Source organism: Jannaschia sp. 2305UL9-9, assembly GCF_041403465.1.
Classification (GTDB): Bacteria; Pseudomonadota; Alphaproteobacteria; order Rhodobacterales; family Rhodobacteraceae; genus Jannaschia.
Window position 1 is genome coordinate 1,109,679 of record NZ_JBGEHM010000001.1, and the last position, 22,023, is coordinate 1,131,701.

Annotated in this window: 24 protein-coding genes; 12 read left to right on the forward strand and 12 right to left on the reverse strand. The window is 64.9% G+C overall.

Going from position 1 to position 22,023, the window contains the following annotated elements:
• Positions 1 to 165 precede the first annotated feature (165 nt).
• Positions 166 to 1,380: an acyl-CoA dehydrogenase gene (locus tag V6N07_RS05430; protein ID WP_371154633.1), complete on the forward strand. Its 1,215-nt coding sequence runs from the start codon at positions 166 to 168 to the stop codon at positions 1,378 to 1,380.
• Between the two features lie 89 nt (positions 1,381 to 1,469).
• Here the strand turns inward: V6N07_RS05430 and V6N07_RS05435 are convergent, their stop codons facing one another.
• Complete coding sequence (locus V6N07_RS05435; RefSeq protein ID WP_371154634.1) at positions 1,470 to 2,042, reverse strand: YceI family protein; 573 nt, start codon at positions 2,040 to 2,042, stop codon at positions 1,470 to 1,472.
• 195 nt (positions 2,043 to 2,237) lie between these two features.
• On the opposite strand from V6N07_RS05435, the gene V6N07_RS05440 reads away from it, so the two are divergent.
• The 4 genes from V6N07_RS05440 to rplI all read left to right on the forward strand — a co-directional run bounded on the left by V6N07_RS05440 (position 2,238) and on the right by rplI (position 4,303).
• On the forward strand, positions 2,238 to 2,699 hold the full coding sequence (locus tag V6N07_RS05440; protein WP_371154635.1) for a PRC-barrel domain-containing protein: 462 nt from the start codon (positions 2,238 to 2,240) through the stop codon (positions 2,697 to 2,699).
• Positions 2,700 to 3,058: 359 nt separating this feature from the next.
• Complete coding sequence (gene rpsF / locus V6N07_RS05445) at positions 3,059 to 3,421, forward strand: 30S ribosomal protein S6 (protein WP_371154636.1); 363 nt, start codon at positions 3,059 to 3,061, stop codon at positions 3,419 to 3,421.
• Between the two features lie 15 nt (positions 3,422 to 3,436).
• Complete coding sequence (gene rpsR / locus V6N07_RS05450) at positions 3,437 to 3,664, forward strand: 30S ribosomal protein S18 (protein ID WP_371154637.1); 228 nt, start codon at positions 3,437 to 3,439, stop codon at positions 3,662 to 3,664.
• Positions 3,665 to 3,676: 12 nt separating this feature from the next.
• Positions 3,677 to 4,303 (forward strand): 50S ribosomal protein L9, encoded by a 627-nt coding sequence (rplI, locus tag V6N07_RS05455; protein ID WP_371154639.1) that lies wholly within the window; start codon positions 3,677 to 3,679, stop codon positions 4,301 to 4,303.
• A 116-nt stretch (positions 4,304 to 4,419) separates the two neighbouring features.
• Here rplI and V6N07_RS05460 read toward each other — a convergent pair whose 3' ends face one another.
• Positions 4,420 to 4,812, reverse strand: coding sequence for a four-helix bundle copper-binding protein (locus V6N07_RS05460; protein WP_371154640.1), 393 nt, complete (start codon positions 4,810 to 4,812; stop codon positions 4,420 to 4,422).
• A gap of 139 nt (positions 4,813 to 4,951) precedes the next feature.
• On the opposite strand from V6N07_RS05460, the gene V6N07_RS05465 reads away from it, so the two are divergent.
• A complete protein-coding gene (locus V6N07_RS05465) occupies positions 4,952 to 6,916 on the forward strand; it encodes a bifunctional 2',3'-cyclic-nucleotide 2'-phosphodiesterase/3'-nucleotidase (RefSeq protein ID WP_371154642.1) in 1,965 nt (654 codons plus the stop codon).
• Positions 6,917 to 6,971: 55 nt separating this feature from the next.
• Here the strand turns inward: V6N07_RS05465 and V6N07_RS05470 are convergent, their stop codons facing one another.
• From V6N07_RS05470 to dctP, 5 genes are all read right to left on the reverse strand, one after another.
• A complete protein-coding gene (locus tag V6N07_RS05470; RefSeq protein ID WP_371154644.1) occupies positions 6,972 to 8,483 on the reverse strand; it encodes a malonyl-CoA synthase in 1,512 nt (503 codons plus the stop codon).
• Positions 8,484 to 8,495: 12 nt separating this feature from the next.
• Positions 8,496 to 9,734, reverse strand: a complete 1,239-nt coding sequence (locus tag V6N07_RS05475; protein ID WP_371154646.1) for a malonyl-CoA decarboxylase — start codon at positions 9,732 to 9,734, stop codon at positions 8,496 to 8,498.
• On the reverse strand, positions 9,731 to 11,038 hold the full coding sequence (locus tag V6N07_RS05480; protein WP_371154648.1) for a TRAP transporter large permease: 1,308 nt from the start codon (positions 11,036 to 11,038) through the stop codon (positions 9,731 to 9,733). The genes V6N07_RS05475 and V6N07_RS05480 overlap by 4 nt, the downstream gene beginning before the upstream one ends.
• Before the next feature lies 1 nt (position 11,039).
• The gene (locus V6N07_RS05485) at positions 11,040 to 11,585 is read right to left on the reverse strand and encodes a TRAP transporter small permease (RefSeq protein WP_371154650.1); all 546 of its coding nucleotides are present in this window, start codon (positions 11,583 to 11,585) and stop codon (positions 11,040 to 11,042) included.
• A 120-nt stretch (positions 11,586 to 11,705) separates the two neighbouring features.
• Positions 11,706 to 12,686 carry a TRAP transporter substrate-binding protein DctP gene (gene dctP, locus V6N07_RS05490; RefSeq protein WP_371154652.1) on the reverse strand — a complete coding sequence of 327 codons (981 nt, stop codon included), beginning with the start codon at positions 12,684 to 12,686 and terminating at the stop codon, positions 11,706 to 11,708.
• 145 nt (positions 12,687 to 12,831) lie between these two features.
• Between dctP and V6N07_RS05495 the strand changes: the two genes are divergently transcribed.
• Entirely contained in the window at positions 12,832 to 13,500 is a 669-nt protein-coding gene (locus V6N07_RS05495; protein ID WP_371154654.1) for a GntR family transcriptional regulator, read from the forward strand.
• A gap of 62 nt (positions 13,501 to 13,562) precedes the next feature.
• Positions 13,563 to 14,741: a PQQ-dependent sugar dehydrogenase gene (locus tag V6N07_RS05500; RefSeq protein WP_371154655.1), complete on the forward strand. Its 1,179-nt coding sequence runs from the start codon at positions 13,563 to 13,565 to the stop codon at positions 14,739 to 14,741.
• Positions 14,742 to 14,753: 12 nt separating this feature from the next.
• On the opposite strand, the gene V6N07_RS05505 is transcribed toward V6N07_RS05500, so the two are convergent.
• From V6N07_RS05505 to V6N07_RS05525, 5 genes are all read right to left on the reverse strand, one after another.
• On the reverse strand, positions 14,754 to 15,893 hold the full coding sequence (locus V6N07_RS05505) for a YHYH protein (protein WP_371154656.1): 1,140 nt from the start codon (positions 15,891 to 15,893) through the stop codon (positions 14,754 to 14,756).
• A gap of 158 nt (positions 15,894 to 16,051) precedes the next feature.
• Complete coding sequence (tig, locus tag V6N07_RS05510) at positions 16,052 to 17,377, reverse strand: trigger factor (protein WP_371154657.1); 1,326 nt, start codon at positions 17,375 to 17,377, stop codon at positions 16,052 to 16,054.
• Positions 17,378 to 17,640: 263 nt separating this feature from the next.
• The gene (locus tag V6N07_RS05515) at positions 17,641 to 18,138 is read right to left on the reverse strand and encodes a MarR family winged helix-turn-helix transcriptional regulator (RefSeq protein WP_371154659.1); all 498 of its coding nucleotides are present in this window, start codon (positions 18,136 to 18,138) and stop codon (positions 17,641 to 17,643) included.
• Between the two features lie 105 nt (positions 18,139 to 18,243).
• Positions 18,244 to 18,507 carry a succinate dehydrogenase assembly factor 2 gene (locus V6N07_RS05520; protein ID WP_371154660.1) on the reverse strand — a complete coding sequence of 88 codons (264 nt, stop codon included), beginning with the start codon at positions 18,505 to 18,507 and terminating at the stop codon, positions 18,244 to 18,246.
• Entirely contained in the window at positions 18,504 to 18,893 is a 390-nt protein-coding gene (locus tag V6N07_RS05525) for a multiprotein-bridging factor 1 family protein (protein WP_371154661.1), read from the reverse strand. Before V6N07_RS05525 ends, V6N07_RS05520 begins: the two co-directional genes overlap by 4 nt.
• Positions 18,894 to 18,970: 77 nt before the next feature.
• Between V6N07_RS05525 and V6N07_RS05530 the strand changes: the two genes are divergently transcribed.
• The 4 genes from V6N07_RS05530 (at position 18,971) to xth (ending at position 21,999) form a co-directional block, all read left to right on the forward strand.
• Positions 18,971 to 20,173 (forward strand): pyridoxal phosphate-dependent aminotransferase, encoded by a 1,203-nt coding sequence (locus V6N07_RS05530; protein ID WP_371154663.1) that lies wholly within the window; start codon positions 18,971 to 18,973, stop codon positions 20,171 to 20,173.
• A gap of 79 nt (positions 20,174 to 20,252) precedes the next feature.
• Positions 20,253 to 20,654, forward strand: coding sequence for a hypothetical protein (locus tag V6N07_RS05535; protein WP_371154664.1), 402 nt, complete (start codon positions 20,253 to 20,255; stop codon positions 20,652 to 20,654).
• A gap of 6 nt (positions 20,655 to 20,660) precedes the next feature.
• Positions 20,661 to 21,146, forward strand: coding sequence for a hypothetical protein (locus tag V6N07_RS05540; protein WP_371154666.1), 486 nt, complete (start codon positions 20,661 to 20,663; stop codon positions 21,144 to 21,146).
• A 67-nt stretch (positions 21,147 to 21,213) separates the two neighbouring features.
• Complete coding sequence (gene xth / locus V6N07_RS05545; protein ID WP_371154667.1) at positions 21,214 to 21,999, forward strand: exodeoxyribonuclease III; 786 nt, start codon at positions 21,214 to 21,216, stop codon at positions 21,997 to 21,999.
• The last annotated feature ends 24 nt before the right edge of the window (positions 22,000 to 22,023 follow it).

Consider the following 22,023-nt stretch of genomic DNA (forward strand, 5'->3'; position numbering starts at 1 on the left):
CAGTTCCAATACAGCGCATGGTTATCGGATATCATCGGGCGCCATCCGCCTGTGCGCGGTCGCCCGCGCCTTGCATGGGTGCCCGTGGGCGGTGGCGTTGCGCCACGTTGCGCGGCCGGTCCGCAGCGGATACGTCATCCCCAACAGCAGCGCGTGGAGGACGTCATGAAGGATGTATCGGCACAGGGCTTCGGCCCCGATCTGGGTCAATTCGACTGGACGGATCCCTTTTTGCTGGAAGATCAGCTGGACGAAGACGAACGGATGCTGCGCGACGCCGCCAAGGAGTTTGCGGATACCGCCCTCGCCCCGATCGTCAGGCAGGCCTATGCCGAAGAGACGGTCAACCCGGGCCTGTTCCCACAGATGGGGGCCGCCGGCCTGCTGGGCGTGACCATTCCCGAGGAATACGGCGGCCTTGGCGGCAGCTATGTCACCTATGGCCTTGTCGCGCGGGAAATCGAGCGCGTGGATTCCGGCTATCGCAGCATGATGTCGGTGCAATCGTCGCTCGTAATGTATCCGATCCACGCCTACGGATCCGAAGACCAGCGCAGGAAATACCTGCCCGGCCTTGCCGCCGGGACGCTTATCGGCTGTTTCGGCCTGACGGAGCCGGACGCGGGGTCCGATCCTGCCGGCATGAAGACGCGCGCCGAGAAGACGGCGACCGGCTATCGGTTGACGGGTTCCAAGATGTGGATCTCGAACGCCCCCTTCGCGGACGTCTTCGTCGTCTGGGCCAAGTCGGACGATCACGGCGGCAAGATCCGGGGCTTTATCCTCGAAAAGGGGATGCCGGGCCTGAGCGCACCGAAGATCGGTGGCAAGCAATCGTTGCGCGCCTCGACCACGGGCGAGATCGTCATGGACGGCGTCGAGGTCGGCGAGGATGCCCTGCTGCCCAATGTGCAGGGCCTGAAGGGGCCGTTCGGCTGTCTTAACCGCGCGCGCTACGGCATCGGCTGGGGCGTCATGGGCGCGGCCGAGTTCTGCTGGCAGGCGGCACGGCAATACGGGTTGGACCGCAAGCAGTTCGGCAAGCCCCTCGCGCAGACGCAGCTGTTCCAAAAGAAGCTGGCGGACATGCAGACGGAAATCGCGCTGGGCCTGCAGGCCTGTCTGCGCGTCGGACGATTGATGGACACGGGCCGCGCCGCGCCCGAGATGATCAGCCTGATCAAGCGCAACAATTGCGGCAAGGCCCTCGATATCGCGCGCCTGTCGCGGGACATGCACGGCGGCAACGGCATTTCCGAGGAATATCAGGTCATCCGCCACATGATGAACCTCGAGACGGTGAACACCTATGAAGGCACGCACGACGTGCATGCCCTGATTCTCGGGCGGGCCCAGACGGGGCTGCAGGCGTTCTTCTGACGATCCTCCGACGACCGCACACACGTGGTCCGTGAACGAAAAAGGGCGGCCCAACCTGCGGGCCGCCCTTTCTGTTCTTTTGAACCGGTTCAGGCGTCGGCTTTGCCGGCCTCGATGGAGATGGTCACCTCGACCTCGTCCGACACGAAGGGCGCAAAGGCGCCGGCATCGAAGTCCGAGCGCAGCAGAGTGGTCGTCGCGTCGAAGCCGATCCATGGCTTCTGCATCTGCGGGTGGTTGCCCGTCTGGTTCAGCTTGGCATCAAGCACGATCTCGTTCGTCACGCCCCCAAGGGTCAGATCGCCGGTGATCAGCGCCGTATCCTCGCCGGTCACTTCGATCCCGGTCGACACGAAGCGGACCATGTCGTTTTCGGCCACGTCGAGGAAATCGGGCGAGGAGAAATGCGCGTCACGCTGTTCCCATCCGGTGAACATCGCCGTTGCGGGGATCGACACCTCGACCGAGGAATTCTCGGGCGCGTCGGCGTCGAATTCGATCGTCCCTTCCCAACCCGAGAACATCCCGAAGGTCGTCGAGAAACCGAGGTGGGTGTAGCTGAAGAGCGTCTGTGCGTGGCTGGCGTCGACCTCATAGGTCTCCGACTCCGCGACTGCGGGGGCGGCAAGCAACAGGGCGGCGGCAAGGGTGGTGCGGAACATGATGTCCTCCGTGGCTGGGTGTCGGCGTTACACGGCGGAACATGCCGCGTCCGGGCAGGAAGGCAAAGCCGACCCTGCCAACAGATCATGTGCGTCTGTGCACCCGCCTGACAGAAAGTTCAGAAAACCTCGGAACAATGTGTGGTGGGGCATGCGTTGTGAGGACAATGCAAACAACTGGAAAGGCACCTGCAAATGCTCAAGAATATCACAAGCACCGCCGCCATTGCCGCCGTCGCCGCCACGCTGTCCGCCGCGGGTCCCGCCCTCGCCGACGCACACAGCATGTCCGAGGACATGACCGACCTGATCCGCACCCGCGACATCACCGGCGGGCCGATCTACTCCATCTCCTCCGTCTACAACGAGACGGACTGGATGGACACGGACAACGCCTCCTGGGACGCGATGAACTGGGCCGACGATTATGCCCAGATCGGTGAGATCGAAGACGTCATCCTCGACAAGAGCGGCCAGATGGTCGGCATCGTCGCAGAGGTCGGCGGTTTTCTCGACATCGGTGACAAGCACGTCATGCTGCGCACCGACGACGTGCGCCTCGTGCCCGTCGACGACCGCTCCTACAGCTTCGTGACGCGGATGAGCGAAGAGCAGCTGGAAGAGCTGCCGTCCGTGGACGAAGGTTGGTGGAACTGATCACCACCACGATTGGTCGATCAGACCTCGAGGGGCCGCAACCAGCGGCCCCTTTTTTCGTGCGACAGGAATGTTGTCGCGGGTCGGATGGCGCCGCACGGGGGCGCCCGTGATGGGCCGTCGACCATGCGATCGGCCCGGACGCGCAGGATCGGCATCCTGCGCCAAACGTGCCCCCCTTGCGGGACGCTGATATGTGCGTCTTGCGGCGTGACATGGCGAGAGGCCGCTTGCGCATCCGTTGCAGATCGCTATACGCGCACGGACCCGTCATACCGATTGCCCCGCGTGGTCTCTCGTGTCCGGCTGACGGGTTTTGTCCGGACTATGAAACACGCGTTACAAAAACAGGAGTGACCATGCCGCTCTATGAGCATGTGATGATCTCGCGCCAGGACCTGTCCAGCGCGCAGGCCGAAGGCCTTGTCGAACACTTCAGCACCGTCCTCGCGGACAACGGCGGTTCCGTCGTGATGAGCGAGTACTGGGGCGTGAAGACCATGGCCTACAAGATCAACAAGAACCGCAAGGGCCATTACGCGTTCCTGCGCACCGACGCACCGTCGTCCGCCGTTCAGGAGATGGAGCGTCTTGCCCGTCTGCATGACGACGTGATGCGCGTCCTGACCATCAAGGTCGACGCCCACGAAGAGGGCCCGTCGGTCCAGATGCAGAAGCGCGATGAGCGCCCCGAACGCGGCGAACGCCGCGAGCGCCGTTAAAGGAGGGCCCGGATCATGGGAGCCAAGCCGTTTTTCCGCCGCCGTAAGACCGATCCGTTCGAGGGCCCCAACGCCCCGAAGATCGACTACAAGGACACCCGCCTGCTGCAACGCTACATCAGCGAACGCGGCAAGATCGTGCCCGCCCGTATCACCGCCGTCTCGGCCAAGAACCAGCGCCGCCTCGCCAAGGCGATCAAGCGCGCCCGGTTCCTGGCCCTGCTGCCCTACGCCGTGAAATAAGGAGACGAGCAGATGCATGTTATCCTTCTGGAACGTGTGGCCAAGCTGGGCCAGATGGGCGAAGTCGTCGACGTGAAGCCGGGCTATGCGCGCAACTACCTGTTGCCGCAGGGCAAGGCGCTGTCGGCCTCCGAGGCCAATGTCGCCGCCTTCGAGGGTCGCAAGGCCCAGCTGGTTGCCGAGAACCTCGAGTCCAAGAAAGAAGCCGATGCGATGGGCGAGAAGCTGGCTGGCCAGCAGTTCGTCATCATCCGTCAGGCCTCGGACGCCGGGTCGCTCTATGGCTCCGTCACCACGCGTGACGCCGCCGAAGCCGCAACCGACGGCGGGTTCACCGTTTCGCGCGGTCAGGTCGCCCTGCAGGCGCCGATCAAGGACCTCGGGATCCACACGGTCACCGTCAAGCTGCACCCCGAAGTCGAGGTCGAGATCGAGCTGAACGTCGCGCGTTCGCCCGAAGAGGCCGAGCTTCAGGCCGCCGGCAAGTCGATCCAGGAACTGGCCGCGGAAGAAGAAGCCGCAGCCGAGTTCGAGATCTCGGAGCTGTTCGACGATATCGGCGGTGCCGCCGATGAGTTCGAAGACGATGGCCCCGTCGCCACGCCCGAGGGCCAGGACGGCGACGAGCAGCCCAGCTGATCGTATCTCGATAGAAATCGCGAAAGGCCGCCCCGTCGAAGGGCGGCCTTTCGTCGTTTTTGGATCATGCTGCCGCGGACCGGGAACCACCCGGTCAGGCCCGGCAGGCGTATGGCCTACAGGTTCGCCGCTGCCTTACGGCAATCCTCGGCGCATTCGCGGCACATCTTCGCACAGCGTTTGCAATGGTCGTCGTCCATGCCTTCGCACATCTCGGCGCAGGTTTCGCAGGCCTCGACGCACAGCGTCAGCATCGATTTCAGAATGGCCTCGTTCCCGCCGGTGCGGCGGCTGGCGACGCGGTACGTGGCCGTGCAGATGTCGGCGCAATCGTTGCATTTGCGGATGCAGTCGCCGCGTTCGTTCGCATCGGGTTCGGCGGCGCAGGCATCGGCGCAGGAGTTGCAGATCGCGGCACACAGCATGGCATAGCGGACCGCCTGCGTCAGGTATTCGTTGTCATGGCCGGCGACGTCCGGGTGCTCGGCGATCATTTCCTTGATGGACATCGGTGTCTCCTTTGCTTGCAGCTTACCCTGACAACTTGCATCCTGCGCCCAGCGTTCCATCCGCGTTCGATATGTCTGTTGTTCTTCTGTTACCAAACCGGGCGAAGGGTGGGCCGGCTGATTCTGACAGGAGAGACCCATGACCCTCACGCGCCGCCGTTTCCTTTCCACAACGACCGCGGGGGCCGCGGGCCTTCTGATGGTGCATCCGTTCGCCGCGCGGGCCCAGGCGAACCAGGCCCACCTGCGTATCGCCGAAACGACGGATCTGCACGTGCATGTCTGGCCCTACGACTACTACGGCGACCGTCCGGTCGACACCGTCGGCCTTGCCCGCACCGCCGCCCTCATCGAAGAGGTGCGCGCCGAGGCGGGCAACAGCCTCGTTCTGGACAATGGCGACTTCCTTCAGGGCAACCCGATGGGCGACTACATGGCCTATGAGCGGGGCATGAAGGAGGGCGACCTGCACCCCGTCATCGCCGCGATGAATGCCGTCGGGTTCGATGGCGCGACGGTCGGCAACCATGAGTTCAACTACGGCCTAGACTTCCTGATGAAATCGCTGGCCGGTGCGGATTTCCCCGTTGTCCTGTCGAACGTGGCAACACAGATGGGCGCCGCCCCCGCGCAGGATACGACCCTGCTGCCGCCATACGTCATTCTGGACCGCATGATCGTCGATGGCGCCGGGGCGGAACACCCGATCAAGATCGGGATCATCGGTTTCACCCCGCCACAGATCATGCAGTGGGACCGCCGTCACCTCGAGGGCAACGTCCAGGTGCGCGACATCCTCGACGCCGCCCGCGCCTATGTTCCGCAGATGCGCGAACAGGGGGCGGACATCGTCATCGCCCTGTCCCATTCGGGCATCGGCGCGGCCGAGGAATCGGAGATGATGGAGAACGCATCCGTCCCGCTGGCCGCCGTCCCCGGCATCGATGTGGTTCTGACCGGCCACCACCACCGGGAGTTCCCCGGCAGCGCCTATGAGGGGATCGCGGGCGTCGATGCCGCCTCGGGCACGATCCACGGCAAACCCGCCGTCATGCCCGGCTTCTGGGGCAGCCACATGGGCCTGATCGACCTGATGCTGGAACGGGAGGGGGGTGCGTGGCGCGTCGCTGCCTCGACGTCGGAACTGCGTCCGATCGCCCTGCGGCAGGAGGATCGCTCCTGGCAACCCCAGGTCGAAAGCGAGGCGGCCGTGCTGGACGCCACCCGCGATGACCACGAGGCCACGCTGGCCTATGTGCGCCGCGCCGTCGGCAAGACCGATGCGCCGCTGCATTCCTATTTCGCGCTGGTGGCCGATGACCCGTCGGTGCAGATCGTGTCCATCGCGCAGAAATGGTATGTCGAACAGCTTCTGGCAGGCACGGAACATGCGGGCCTGCCGATCCTGTCGGCGGCAGCCCCCTTCAAGGCCGGTGGCCGGGGCGGCCCCGAGTATTACACCGATGTGCCTGCAGGGGACGTTGCCATCCGCAACGTGGCCGACCTGTACCTGTATCCGAACACGGTGCGCGCCGTCCGCGTTACGGGTCAGCAGGTCAAGGATTGGCTGGAACGGTCGGCGGGCATGTTCAATCAGGTCACGGCAGGCGCACAGGATGCCGTCCTTCTGAACCCCGAGTTCCCGAGCTACAACTTCGACGTCATCGATGGCGTCAGCTATCGGATCGACCTGTCGCAGCCCGCGCGCTTCGACAGCGATGGCACGGTCGTGGCCCCGGATGCGAACCGGATCGTGGATCTGACCTACAACGGTGCCCCGCTGGACATGGCGGCCGAATTCGTGATCGCGACGAACAACTACCGTGCCTCGGGCGGCGGGGCCTTCCCCGGTGCGGATGGGTCGACCATCATCCTCGAGGCGCCGGACACGAACCGCGATGTGATCGTGCGCTATATCGTCGATCAGGGCACGATCAGCCCGAGCGCCGATGCGAACTGGTCCTTCGTGCCGATGCCCGGAACCACCGCGATCTTCGAGACCGGTCCCGGTGGCGCGTCCTACGCGGATGCCGTCCCCGGCGTATCGCTGGAAGAGGCGGGCACATCCGACGCCGGGTTCCTGCGGTTCCGCATGGCCCTGTGATGATCCGGGTGGTGACGGCATCGCCGTCGCCACCCACCTTTTGGCAAGCTGCCTGTCAGCTGGCCTGCAGCACGGCCTTGTACTGCTCGCGCAGGACGTTTTTCTGCACCTTGCCCATCGTGTTGCGGGGCAATTCGTCGATCACTTCGATCACGGCAGGATGCTTGAACCGCGCGAGATCCCGCTTGATCGTCGCACGGATCGCATCGAGGTCCGGCATTTCCCCGGGGGCCGCCACAAGCAACGCCACCGGGCTTTCGCCGAAATCGGGGTGCGGCACGCCGATGACAGCGGATTCCAGGACACCCGGCTGATCGTCCAGCAAAAGTTCCAGTTCCTTGGGGTAGATGTTGAACCCGCCCGAAATGATCAGGTCCTTGCCGCGCCCGACGATGGTGACATAGCCATCCTCCGACTGCGTGCCGAGGTCGCCCGTGATGAACCAGCCGTCGGCGCTCAACTCCTCGGCGGTCTTTTCGGGCATGTTCCAATAGCCCTGGAAGACGTTCGGCCCGCGCACCTCGATCGTGCCCGTCTCGCCGCGCGCGACCTCTGACCCGTTGTCCATCACGCGCAATTCGACCCCCGGCAGGGGCAAGCCGACCGTGCCGGGGCGCCGGTCACCGTCATAGGGGTTCGACGTGTTCATGTTCGTCTCGGTCATGCCATAGCGTTCGAGGATGCGGTGCCCCGTCCGCTCGGTAAAGGCGCGGTGCGTCTCCGCCAGAAGCGGCGCAGACCCCGAAACGAACAGGCGCATATGCGCCGCCGCATCACGGGTGAAGCGCGGGTCCGACAGCATCCGGGTATAGAACGTCGGCACCCCCATTAGGGTCGTGGCCTTGGACAGATGGGCGAGCATCTGGTCGAGGTCGAACTTGGGCAGGAAGATCATCGACCCGCCCGCCGTCAGCGTGACATTCGTGGCCACGAACAAACCGTGTGTGTGAAAGATCGGCAGGGCATGCAGCAGGACATCGTCGGCGGTGAAGGCCCAGGCCTCGGCCAGGGTCCTGCTGTTGGACAACAGGTTTCCCTGGCTCAGCATGGCGCCCTTGGACCGCCCCGTCGTGCCGGAGGTATAGAGGAAGGCGGCCAGATCGCTTTCGCTGCGCGGGACCGGATCGAAGGCATCGGTCGCCGCCGCTGCCGCGTCCGCCAAGGTGCCCGCACCGTCACCGCCCAAGGTGTCCAGCTTGCTTCCCGCTGCTGCGGCCACGCGGGCCATGTCGTCCGCGCGGCGCGGGTCGCAGACGAACAACCCCGCACCGGAATCGCTAACGAAGTAGCCGACTTCATCCGCCGTGTAGGCCGTGTTGAGCGGCAGGAACACGAGGCCCGCCCGCGCACAGGCCGCATAGAGGGCCAGTGCCTCGGCGGATTTGTCGATCTGTGCTGCGACCCGGTCGCCTGCCTCAAGACCACGCGCGGTCAGGGCGTTGGCGTATCGCCCCGACATGGAAACGAAGGCGCGATAGGTGATCGTGCGCCCGTCGCCCAGATGCAGGAAGGGGGCGTCACTGTCTGCGTGACGTCCGAACAGCGTATCAAAGAGTGGATTTGCCATGGGTCTTGTCTTTCAGAGCAAACGCCGGCCTGCCCCGGCAAGAGAGCGCACGGAGGCGCTGGAGGCAATTGTGCCATGGGTGGCCAAGGCTTCGTGGTTCTGGGCAAGGCGATCGGGGTCATACAGGTAGTTGACCATCGCGCCAGCCGATTGCTTGCGCCCCTTCTCGGAGATGTCCGCCTCGGCATGGACGGCATGGACCAGCGCCCCGTTCCCGAGGTGGAACCGCGCAACCGGGTCGAGCGGCCCCTGCCCCCGCTTGGCATCCAGCAGGTAGGTCGCCGTCAGACGGCGCAGGGTATCAGGCTCGCTCAGGTCGGCGGACACATCCTGATCCCCCAGCCATTTCATGAAGCCGGGGATCGGCGACAGGGTGACGAAGGTCTTCAGGCCCTTCAGGTCGCGGCCCAGATCCTCGACCACCTGTTTGATCAGGGAGTTGCCGAAGCTGATCCCCGCAAGGCCCGACTGGCAGTTGGAGATCGAATAGAACACCGCCGTATCCGCCTCGTCCGCCGTGATCGGGTCGCGCTTGTCCGACAACAGGCGCTGAACCGAACCCGGGATGCCGCGCGTCAACGCCACCTCGACGAAGATCAGCGGCTCATCGGGCATGGCGGGATGGAAGAACCCGTAGCAGCGCCGGTCGGCGGGTTGCAGGCGGCGGCGCAGATCGTCCCAGCCCGCGATGTCATGCACCGCCTCGTAGGCGATGATCTTTTCGAGGATCAGGGCCGGGCTGCGCCAGTCGATGGGCGACAGCACGAGAAACCCGCGGTTGAACCACGATGAAAACAGGTGCCGGAAATCCTGATCCAGCGCACCCAGCCGACCGGACAGGTCCGTCAGGCGCAGCAGGTCGGCGCGCATCGCGACGAGGCGGGCGGTCGCGCCGGGAACCCGGTTGAGGCGGCGGATCAACTCCTGTCGCGGTGGCTCCGACGCCGCGGCATAGGCGCGATAGGTGTCGCGGGTCGGGTCGCTGTCGTAGGCATCGATGGTCTGATGAACCGCGCCCGCGTTGACATCCATGTCGCGCGCCAGGGTCATGAAGAAATCACGCTTCTCCTCATCATCCAGCGACGCGTAGCGTGCGAGGATCGTCTTGGCGAGGGACAGACCCGTCGCCTCGCCCGCCTCGGTCAGCAGCGCCTTGCACAGATCCGCGATTGCGCGGTCGTCGGGGGCCGCACGGCCCAGCGACAGGGGGCGGTCAAGAACCCGCCCCAGAAGTCCGCCAAGGCCCATCATCCCATCACCGCTGTCGGCAGCCAGGTCGCGATGCCCGGAAAGATGCACAGCAGGATGATCGCGATGACCATGCAGGCAACATACGGAAGCGAGCCCTTGAGGATCGTTTTCAGAGAGATGTCGGGGGCGATGCCATTGATGACATACAGGTTCAGGCCAACAGGTGGGGAAATCAAACCAATCTCCATGTTGATGGTCAGGACGACGGCAAACCAGATCGGGTCGAACCCGGCGGTCAGGATGATGGGCAGCAGGATGGGCGCCGCCATCAGGATCACGGCAACAGGCGGCAGGAAGAACCCGGCGATCAGCAGGAAGACGTTGACCGCCCCCATCAGAACCCAGCGGTTGACCTCCAGCGTGCCGATCCATTCCGCGATGCTCTGCGTGATGTAGAGCGACGAGAGCATGTAGCTGAACACCCCGGCGGCCGCGATGATGAACAGGATCATCACCGACTCCCGGGTGGAATCCCGCAGAACGTCCCACAGCTTGGCCGGCGACCACAGCTTGTAGATCACCATGGCGATCACGAGGCACAGCAAGGCGCCCACGGCGGCGGTTTCGGATGGCGTCGCGACCCCGCCATACATTGCATAGAGAACACCGATGATGATCAGCAGGAACGGGATCACGCGGGGCAGGATCTCCAGCTTCTGTTTCCAGCTGTAGACCCGCGGGGTCAGCAGGTTCGTGTCGCCGCTGGCCCATGTCGCATAGAGCGACCACACCATGAACAGCGCGACCAGCAGCAGGCCGGGGAAGACACCGGCAAGGAACAGGCGGCCGATCGAAACCTCGGTCGCAATGCCGTAGACGATCATGGTCACCGACGGCGGGATCAGGATGCCCAGCGTGCCACCGGCCGCGATGGACCCGGCCGCGACACCGTCCGGAAAGCCGCGCTTGCGCATTTCGGGGATGCCCATCTTGCCGATGGCGGCGCAGGTGGCGGGGCTGGACCCGCTCATGGCTGAGAACAGGGCGCAGGCCCCGAGGTTGGAGATCACGAGGCCGCCGGGCACGCGGGTCATCCAGCGTTCCAACGCCTCGTAGAGGTCGGCGCCCGCGCGGGTGGAGGCGATGCTGGCGCCCATGATGATGAACATCGGGATAGACAGGAGCGCGAAGTTGTCGAGCTTGCCGAACATGATCTCGGGCATCAGTTCGAGAGACCGGGGCCCGTCGAAGATTAGCAGGAAACCGCCCGAGACGATCAGCAGGCCGATGGCGACCGATACGCCCGAGAACAGGACCAGAATGGTGGCGACGGCAACGATAAGGCCAAGCAGAAGGGGATCCATCTCAGTCCTCCAGACCAAAGGGCGCATCGATACGCAGAACGACGGCCAGCAGATCGGCCAGCAGTTGCAGCAGCAGCAGCGCAAGGCCGACGACGAGGGAGAGGTAAGGCTTCCACAGCTCGACCCCCCAGACCGTGTCGGACCGCCAGCCGCGCGTCCACACGAGGTGCCAGAACTCGTAGGCGTAGAACAGCATCACGGCGATGACGCCCGCACTGACCGCCAGGGTCGCGATGGCCAGGATCCGGCGCGCGCCAAGCGGCAGGGCAAGCGGGATCAGGTCCACGTTCACATGTCCGCGCAGACGCTGCACGTAAGGCAGGCCCAGCAGGGTGGCGGCAATCATCAGGTAGATCACGGCCTCCGTCTGCCAGACGGTGGAGCCGTTGAGGACGAAGCGGACAAAGATCATCTGACAGGTGATGGCGACGGCGGCGACGATCATCGCGGCGGATGTCCATCCGGCGGCGGTGCTGATCCAGCCGACAGTCCGCAAGATGGGGTTCCCGCCGTCGCGCGCGACGCGGGTTGCGATCTGGCCTGACATTCTCGGGCCTCCTGCTGTTCAATCGGGCGTCGACACACCACCCCGGCGCGTCGACGAAATATCACACCCCTCGCAGAGGGGACGTTCGGCACGGGCGGGGATGCCCCCGCCCGGTTGGCGTCACTCGACGGCGAGGGCCAGATCGAGCAAATCCTGACCGCCGGGCGTCTCGTCGACGAAGGCCTTGTAGGACGTCTCCTGTGCAAGGGCGCGCCAGGCGTTGAACTCCTCCTCGGTCATGTCGGCGATCTCGACGCCCGCGTCGGCAAAGACCTGACGGCTTTCCCCATCCTGCTTCTTGGCCTCTTCGAGATAGAAGGCTTCGGCCTTGGCCGCCGCTTCCGTCAGGGCGGCCTGCTGCTCCTCGCTCAGGCCCTCGAAGGTCGACTTGTTGACCAAAAGGGGCTGATACATGAACCACAGGGCATAATCGCCGGCGGGCGTGTAGCAGGCGACCTGCTCATAGATGCGATAGCTGACGAAGGATGACGACGAGGTGTTGGCCGCGTCCAGAACGCCGGTCTGCATCGCGTTGTAGATCTCGGACGAGGCCATCGACGCGATCGACGCCCCTGCCCCGGCCAGCATCTGTTCGAACGCCTTGCCCGCGGCGCGGGTCTGCTTGCCGGGCATGTCGTCCGGCGACGTGATGCAGGCGTCCTTGCCCGCGAACCCGCCAGCGAGGTATCCGTGAACGAGGACCATGACGTCATCCTCGGCCATCTTTTCCTCGATCGCTTCCATGAAGGGCGACTCGTTCAGGCGCGCGGCATGATCGTGGTTTTTCACGAGGCCCGGCATAAGCGTCAGGTTGTAGGCCGGCTGCACGCCGCCCGCGTAGGACAGCGGCAGGACGGTCATGTCCAGCTGTCCACGCGACAGCGGCTGATACTGCTCGCGCGCCTTGAACAGGGACGCGGACGGGAAAATGCGGATATCGAGGTCGACATCGGCGGCGGCCACGTCATCGGCGATCATCTGCGCGACCTTGTGGCGGACATCACCGGTGGACCACTGGTGCGACAGGCGCAGTTCGGCGGCGGATGCAGCGGCGGTGGCAAGGGCCAGCGCGGCGACAGAGGCGGTAAGCGTCAGTTTCATGTGTGTCTCTCTCCCAAACAGGTGACCTCCCTCCCCGGAGGCCACGATGCACAAGTCGTAGGCGGCGCGCGCATACGATGTCAACATTCTTGCATGCAAGGATCACATCTTGCATGCAAAGTGCTGTGCCGGGTAGACTGGCGGCATGGATGGACAGCAGCCACAGGACACGCACGCCGACCGCGTCACCCGCGCCTTGGAGAAGATGATCTTTGACGGCGCCTATGGGGACGGGGATCGTCTGGACGAGGTGCAGCTTGCACAGCAATTCGGCGTGTCCCGCACCCCCGTGCGCGAGGCATTCCAGAGGCTGTCGCAATCCGGCCTGGTCGAACAGCTGCCCCGCCGCGGCGTCTTCGTGCGCGAACCCGGACCGGTCGAGTTGATGGAGATGTTCGAGGTCATGGCCGAACTGGAGGCGACCTGCGCCCGGCTCGCGGCGGGCCGCATTACCGACGCGGCCCTGACGGCGCTGCGCTCCGCGAATGATGCCTGCCACGCCTCGGTCGAGGCATCCGATTCCGATGGCTACTATGCCCACAACGAGACATTTCATCACCTGATCTACGAACAATCGGGCAATGCCTTCCTTGCCTCAGAGACCGCGCGCCTGCATCGCCGCCTGCAACCCTTTCGCCGGATGCAGTTGCGGCTGCGCGGTCGCCTCGCGCAGTCCATGGACGAGCATGAGCAGATCGTCGCGGCCCTGTCGGCAGGCGATGCGACCACGGCGTCGAACGTCATGCGCGGGCATGTCGCCGTGCAGGGCGAGAAGTTTCGCCACCTGATCGGGTCGCGCCGCCGCGCCCGCTAGGATGACAAACAGCGCGGGCAGGCTAGCTTTGGACAAGACCCGAAGCTGTTGGAGCCTGCCCAATGCGTATCCTGACCATCTGCCTTGCGCTGACCACCCTGCCCGCGACCGCCTATGAATGGGGGCAAAGGAACACCGATTTCCCCCCCGCCTTCCCCGAGCAGTTCCGCGCGCCCCTCGCCGAAACGGCCGGCACCCTGTCGATCGAGGAACTGGCCACCGATCTGGTACATCCGTGGGGCATCGCCACGCTGCCGGACGCGGGGGGGTGGCTGATCACCGAGCGGGCCGGGCGCCTGCGCCACATCGCGGCCGACGGCACCCTGTCCGGGCCGATCACCGGCCTGCCGGAGGTCGTCGCCGTGCGACAGGGCGGGCTGCTGGACGTGGCCCTTGCCCCGGACTTCGCCGACAGCCGCGCGATCTACATCACCTATGCCAAACCCTTCGGCAGCAACGAGAGCGCCACCGCAGCCGCCCGGATGGTTCTGGCCGAGGACATGGCGTCCGTTTCGGATGTCACCGACATCTTCGTGCAGGATCCGCCGTCGCCCACGCCGATGCATTTCGGCAGCCGCGTCGTCTTCCTCGATGATGGGACCGTGGCAATCACCACGGGCGAACATTCGCGTCCGGCCGAACGTGTCCTGTCGCAACAGATCGATACGACCTACGGCAAGGTGATCCGCGTCACGCAGACGGGTGAGGTGCCCGCCGACAACCCGTTCGTGGGCAACCCGGATGCCGTGGACACTATCTGGTCCTATGGACACCGCAACATTCAGGGCGCGACCGTGGCCCCGGATGGCACGCTGTGGACAATCGAACACGGACCGCGCGGCGGGGACGAGCTGAACATGCCCGAAGCCGGGCTGAACTATGGCTGGCCGGTCATCTCCTACGGCGTGAACTACAACGGGTCCGACGTCGGCAGTGGCGAAGCCGTCCGCGAGGGGATGGAACAGCCCGTCTATTTCTGGGACCCGGTCATCGCACCCGCCGGAATGGACTTCCACGATGGCGCGGCGTTCGGTGACTGGAACGGCGATCTGCTGATCGGCTCGCTCAACCCGGGTGGCGTCGTGCGCCTGTCGCTAGACGGAAACCGCGTGACCGAGGAGGAGCGCCTGCTGATGGACCTCGGTCGCGTCCGCGACGTGGAGGTTCAGGCGGATGGGTCCTTCATCGTGCTGACGGATTACGCAGACGGGCGCGTCCTGCGGATCACGCCCGGCGCGTAACCCGGCGCAGGCCTATCGGTTCGTTGGCGGCGCCAGCGCGTCGCGGACATCCTCTATCGACAGGTCCAGCAAGGTTGCAACCGCCTCCAGGTCCGGGGGCGGTCCGCCCGCGTCCTTGATCGCCCCGGCGAGGGCCTGTTCGGACACACCCAGAATAGAAGCCGCCGCAGCAAGGTCAGGCCCGCGTGCGGGCCCTGCCCCCTGTCCGTCGGAGCCATCCGGATTGACGGCACCGATACCGGCCGCGGCAGTCGTGCTGAAATTGTCTTCGGCCACGACACCCGTCAGGCAGGGGGGCAGGTTCGGAAATTCGTCCGACGCGTGATAGTGATAGCCGAGATCCTCGCTGTCGTGGCCGTTGCAGGCATCCAGTCCCGTGACCTGCCCCCCGTCCGGTTCGGCGGAGCCGTAGATGGGATACCCGTCGAACGCATAGGCAAACAGGGCCCCGGCCGACTGCACCCGGGCCGTGCAGGCCGCATCGACGCCCTGCGCCTCGTAGACGGTGTCGATATCGGTCGCCGTGGCGTGCCAGTGAAACCATCCGCCGGGATCGACATGACCACCGCAGAGGTCGAGCGCGGGCAGGTGTCCGGTCATCGCGACCGTCGGCGCATCCGAGAAGATCGGCACACCATCGAGGGCAATTCCCACCTTGTTCACCGTGCCCAGCGTGGTCGCGGCCTCGGCCTTGATCGGCTCGACGGGGATCAGGGCCGTGATGCGGACGTCGTCGGTCTCCGTGGCCGAGATACAGGCATGGTCCGCCTCGGGCCGCGCGCCGGTCGGGGAGCCTTGATTGATACCGCCGCTTCCGTCGGTGAAATCGTAGCCCAATGTCTTCAACAGCGCCCAGAAACCCTGATCCAAACGATACAGACCCGCGTTGTCCCCACTCCAGTACCAGATGCCGCCCGCCTCATCCGTCGTCTCGGGACAGAAGGGCCCGATCTGCAGGCTGTCGGGGCGTTCCGACAACGTCACCCGCAGGCATTGGCTTTCATCACCATTCACGAGGGTGCAATCCACGATCTCGGCGGGGGCGACGAAGGCATCGCCCGCGAACTGCGCCGCCTCGACATGGGCAGCTGCCGGGGTGCCGGCCAGCGACAGCGGCAGCAGGACGCAGCGGGCAAGTGCGGTATGGGTCATTGGACGGCGTTCCTTCGGCGTATCGTGCGGCGTGATGCCCCTTACACGTTCAGGCCCGGCATTTCCGTCGCGGTTTCGTCGAAAAAAGTTCGGCCCAGAACGAAAAAGACAGCCCCGGGGGGCTGTCTCTCTTCGTTTCGGCGATCCCGCGGGACGGATCAGATGTCTTCGAGCTTCTCGACCTCGGCCTGCAGCTCTTCCTTGGTGACCGTCTTGTCGGTGACCTCGGCGCGGTCGAGGATGAGGTCGATGACCTTGTCCTCGAACAGCGGGGCGCGCAGCTGCTGCTGGGCCTGCTGGTTCTGCTGGATGAACTGGAAGAACTCACGCTCCTGACCCGGATACTGGCGGGCCTGGTTCATGATCGCCTGCGTCATCTCGGCGTCGGTCACTTCGACGTTTTCCTTCTGACCCAGCTCGGCCAGCAGCAGGCCAAGGCGGACGCGGCGCTGTGCCAGCGTCTTGTGCTCTTCGGTCGGGGTGATCTCGGGGTGATCATGGCCCTTAACGTCGGGGTTCTCTTCGTGCCACAGCTGGTGTGCGATCTGCTGGGCTTCGGCCTCAACGAGGGAAGGCGGCAGATCGAATGTCACCAGACCGTCGAGTTGATCGAGAAGCTGACGCTTGACGACCTGACGGGCGGCACCCTGGTATTCGCCCGACAGGCGGTCGGTGATCTGGGTCTTGAGGGCGGCAAGATCCTCGGCACCGAACTGCTTGGCCATCTCGTCGTCGATCTTGGCTTCGGCAGGGGCTTTGACTTCCTTGACCTTGCACTCGAACACGGCGGCTTTGCCGGCAAGATGCTCGGCCTGGTATTCCTCGGGGAAGGACACCTCGACGTTCTTCTCTTCGCCGGCGGAAACACCGACCAGCTGCTCTTCGAAGCCGGGGATGAAGCTGCCGGAGCCGAGCACGAGGGGATAATCCTCGGCCGCGCCGCCCTCAAAAGCTTCGCCGTCGACCTTGCCGAGGAAGTCGAACACGACCTGGTCGCCGTTCTCGGCGGCACCGTCCTTGGCTTCGAACGTCTGGGCGTTCTTGGCAAGGCTTTCCAGCGCGTCGTTGACGTCGGCTTCGGCAGGCTCGACCACCAGACGCTCGATCTTGACGCCGGAGAAGTCGACCTCGGGCACCTCGGGCAGCGCCTCGTAGGACAGCGCGACTTCGACGTCATCGCCTTCTTTCCAGGATTCGTTGGTCATCTCGACCTTCGGCTGCATGGCGGGGCGATCGCCGGACTTCTCGAAGTGCTCGGACATGGCACCGTCGATGGCTTCCTGCATGACTTCGCCCAGCAGACGCTGACCGTACTGCTTCTTGAGGAGGGCCATGGGGACCTTGCCCTTGCGGAAACCCTTCATCTCGATCTCGGGCTGGGCCTCGACCAGTTTCTGGTTCACCTTGGCATCGAGGTCGCCTGCCGGGACCGTGATGGTGTAGCCGCGCTGGAGGCCTTCGTTCAGGGTCTCGGTCACCTGCATATGTCTCGTCCTTCGTGCTGTTCGGGGACCATCATCCGGGTCCCACATGCGAAAATCCCGCCGGAAACGGCGGGTGCAAATCGAGCGCCTGTCTAGGGAGGGTCCGGTTGCGGTGCAAGCGGATTTCCGGGGTTCCCTGCCCGCCGGGCGCCGCACGGCCGATCCCGCGACCGCATACCAAGGCGCCACGGGCACCGGCGCCCATGCCATCGCCATCCGACATGGCATTCGGACGCGTGGTATTCCCGAGGCTTGGTATCCGGTCAGTAGATGTAGCGGATCTGATCGCTCCAGTACCGTTCTACCCGGCGCAGGGTGCCGACGATCTCGACGAGGCCTGCATCGGACAGGACACCGGTATGGCGGATTCCATCCGCGTGACGACCGAACAGCTCCTCGACCGAATCGCGGACGATGCGACCCTTTTCGGTCAGGCGCACGCGCACCGCACGGCGGTCGATTTCGCATCGCTGGTGGTGCATGTATCCCATCTCGACCAGCTTCTTGAGGTTGTAGCTGACGTTCGACCCCTGGTAATATCCGCGGGTCTTCAACTCGCCGGCCGTCACCTCGTTGTCGCCGATGTTGAACAGAAGCAGCCCCTGCACCGCGTTGATTTCAAGAATGTTCAGGCGCTCGAACTCATCCTTGATGACATCCAGCAGCAGACGGTGCAGCCGCTCCAGCAAGGTCAGGGCGTCCAGATACCCGGACATGAAGTCCGGCGCGTTGCGCGGCTGGAATTTTTCAAGTCGGCTCATCGAAGGGCATCCCGGTCTGATCTGATGTCAGACGCTTTTGCCCTTCAAATTCCGAATATTCCGTTAAAACCGACGAGATATTCACAGTCTCGACAGGCTTTTCGCCTATCGCGCGATTGCCGCCCGCCGGGACAGGGTCTGCATCAGGGGTCGGAACCTTTCGGGCGCCTCCGCCTGCCCCGTGACCCACTGGAAAAGGTCATGGTCATTCTCGCCCAGAACGGCCTCGAACAGGGCCAGCTGTTCCTCGTCCATGGCCGCAAGCTCCGCATCCGCGTAACCCCCGAGGATCAGATCCATTTCCTTGATACCACGGCGCCATGCGCGAATGGCGATGCGCTTGCGGCGGGCGTCGGTCGGGTCGATCATGCGGGGTCCTCCATGCGGCTGCGCAGCCTTTCTTCCAGATAGGCCAGACGGTCGCCAAGGTCGGCGGCATTGCGTCGCAGTTCGGACAAATCGGCCAGAAGCTCCGCATCGCTGGACAATGCGACGGGGGGCGTCTGCGCCGGGTCGCGCCCCGTCATGAGCCACACGAGCGAGACATTCAACAACCCGCACAGGATCGACAGGCGATTGGCGCGCGGCGCGACCTCTCCCTTTTCCCAGGCACGGACGGTGCGCGCCTTGACGCCGATCCGGTGCGCCAGGTCGGCCTGGCTCAGCCCCGCGGCCCGTCGGGCGTCGGACAGACGTCGGCTGAAGGCAACGCTTTCCGGATCCGGGGATGAAACCGCCTGGGTGTCGATGGCCATGAGCACCGCTCCTTGCTTGCAGGTCTGCGGCACCTTAGGACGGGGCGACCGCCGCTGCAAATACCGGAGACGACCCAATGGCCTTCCTGTCCGACACCCTTGCCCGTGTGAAACCCTCGCCGACCATCGCGGTTACCACGAAGGCGGCGGAGCTGAAGGCCGCAGGCCGCGACGTGATCGGGCTGGGCGCGGGCGAGCCGGATTTCGACACCCCCGAGAACATCAAGGAGGCGGGTGCCCGCGCCATCGCCGAAGGCAAGACCAAGTACACCGCCGTCGATGGCATCCCCGAGCTGAAGAAGGCCATCTGCGCCAAGTTCAAGCGCGACAACGGCCTCGATTACACCCCCTCGCAGGTGACCGTCGGATCGGGCGGCAAGCAGGTGCTTTACAACGCCTTCGTCGCAACCCTGAACGCGGGCGACGAGGTCATCATCCCTGCCCCCTACTGGGTCAGCTATCCCGACATGGTCCTGCTGGCCGGGGGTGAGCCGGTCATCGTCGAGGCGGGGATCGAGACCAACTTCAAGATGACCGCCGAGGCGCTGGAGGCCGCGATCACGCCCAAGACCAAGTGGCTGATCTTCAACTCGCCTTCCAACCCCACCGGCGCGGCCTATTCGGCGGACGAGCTGAAGGCCCTGACCGACGTGCTGCTGCGCCATCCGCATGTCTGGATCCTGACCGACGACATGTACGAGCACCTCGTGTTCGACAATTTCGTCTTCGCGACCCCCGCGCAGGTGGAGCCCGAGCTTTATGACCGCACGCTGACGATGAACGGCGTGTCCAAGGCCTATTCCATGACCGGCTGGCGCATCGGATACGCGGCGGGCCCGGAAGAATTGATCAAGGCGATGCGCAAGGTGCAGTCGCAGTCGACCTCAAACCCCTGCTCCATCAGCCAATGGGCCGCGGTTGAGGCGCTGGAAGGCACGCAGGAGTTCATCCGCCCGAACCAGGTCCTGTTCAAGGGCCGCCGCGACCTTGTCGTCGACGGGTTGAACGCCTGCCCCGGCATCACCTGTCCGGTGCCCGAAGGCGCATTCTACGTCTATCCGTCGGTCGCCGGCTGCATCGGCAAGACCAGCGCGGGCGGTACGAAGATTGCGGACGACGAGGCCTTCGCGACCGCCCTGCTGGAGGAAGAGGGCGTCGCGGTCGTCTTCGGCGCGGCCTTCGGCCTGTCTCCGCATTTCCGCGTGTCCTACGCCACCTCGAACGAGGCGCTGGCCGAAGCCTGCGCCCGGATCAAGAGGTTCTGCGAGGGGCTGGCTTGATCCCCGCACGACGGCCCTTCGACCGTGCAGGACAGGTGGGCGCTCTTGCCCATCTGACCGATCCATTGGGCGGTTCGGCATGACCGGCGCGCTGCCTTCCTACTACTTCCGCGTGAAGGACAATGGCGCGCTGGTCTTTCGGGTCGATACAGCAAACCGCCAGCGGCGGCTCGACCTCGATCAGATCGCGACCGTGAACATCAACAACGGTCAGGTGAAGCCACAGGGCGACACCGACCTGACGCCCGCCGACAAGGCCGCGATCGACGCATGGATGGCGGCACGCAAAGCCACGCTTGCCACCCGTGACATCGACGACATCCGGCGGACGATCGATCACCTGAACCTGACCGCCCATTGGGCCCAGTCGCGCGCGTCGGACGACGATCTGGACGCGGTGACCGACGACCTGCTGCTGGCGATGCATGACCTGCGCAACGTCCTTGTCAGAAAGCGGTCCGATCGCCTGACGGGCAAGTAACGCGAAATGGACGCGGCCCTGATCGATGCCTTGCCGCGGACGGATCTGGGCTTTGCAGGGCTGTTTCTTGCCTGTGCCCTGATCGGGGCCGGTATCGGGGTCGCCGTCGCACCGGTCACACGATCCCTGCGGCGAGTCACCTACATTTTCTCCATGGCCTGTCTCTATGCGTTTCTGATCGTGACGCAGGCCGGCTGGGCGCTTTTGCCCATGGCACAGGACGGCGGTTGGGCTACGGGGCTGATCGCCCTGTTGCTGGCGCTTGTCGGCGTATACGGAGCCTTCCTCTGGCGGTTGTCGGCGGCGCGGGGGCATCACATCGACGGGCGTCCCGGCTGGGGTTGGCTTGTCTTCGTGCCCGTTGCGAACCTGTATCTCAGCTTTGCGCCCGGCCGCGACGCCGCGCGCGGATGGCGGGGAGGTGATGTCCTGCTGCTGATCGCTGCGGTGGCGATCGCCTTCGCCGCCGAGATGTTCGCCGCCGCCATCTGACCACCGCGCCCCCCGTGACAACCCGCCACCGCTCGCCTAGACCCGGACACAAATGCGGAGGGGCGCCATGAAGATCGCGACATTCAACGTCAACGGCATCAAGGCCCGCTATGACACGGTCCACGCGTGGCTGCGGCGGGATGATGCGCCCGATGTCGTGCTCCTGCAGGAAATCAAATCCACCGACGAGACGTTTCCCCGCGACCTTGTGGAGGGAACCGGCTGGACGCTGCACACCCATGGTCAAAAGGGATTCAACGGCGTCGCGCTCCTGTCGCGATTGCCGGTCGAGGACGTGACCACGGGCCTGCCGGGTGATGAAGAGGACGTGCAGGCCCGCTATATCGAGGGGACCGTGATCGGCGACACGGGGGCGGTGCGTGTCTGTGGCCTGTACCTGCCCAACGGAAATCCGGCACCGGGACCGAAATACGATTACAAGCTGGCATGGATGGCCCGGCTGGAGGCACGCGCCCGACAGCTTCTGGCAGAGGAGACGCCGTTCCTGATGACGGGCGACTTCAACGTCATTCCCGATGAGCGGGATGCCAAGCGCCCCGAGGCCTGGGTCGAGGATGCGCTTGCCCGGCCCGACACCCGCCGGGCTTGGCGCCGGTTGCTGACGCTTGGCCTGACCGAGGCGTTTCGGACCCGCACCCCCGCCGCCGGACACTACAGCTTCTGGGACTATCAGGCAGGCGCATGGGACCGGAACGACGGCATCCGCATCGATCACTTCCTGCTGTCGCCTGCCATCGCGGACCGCATGACGGATTGCGTCATCGAAACGGACATGCGTGCCGGTGAGAAACCGTCCGACCACGTGCCTGTCTGGCTGACGCTGGACCTCTAGCACAATCGGCCCTTTGGGCGGTCG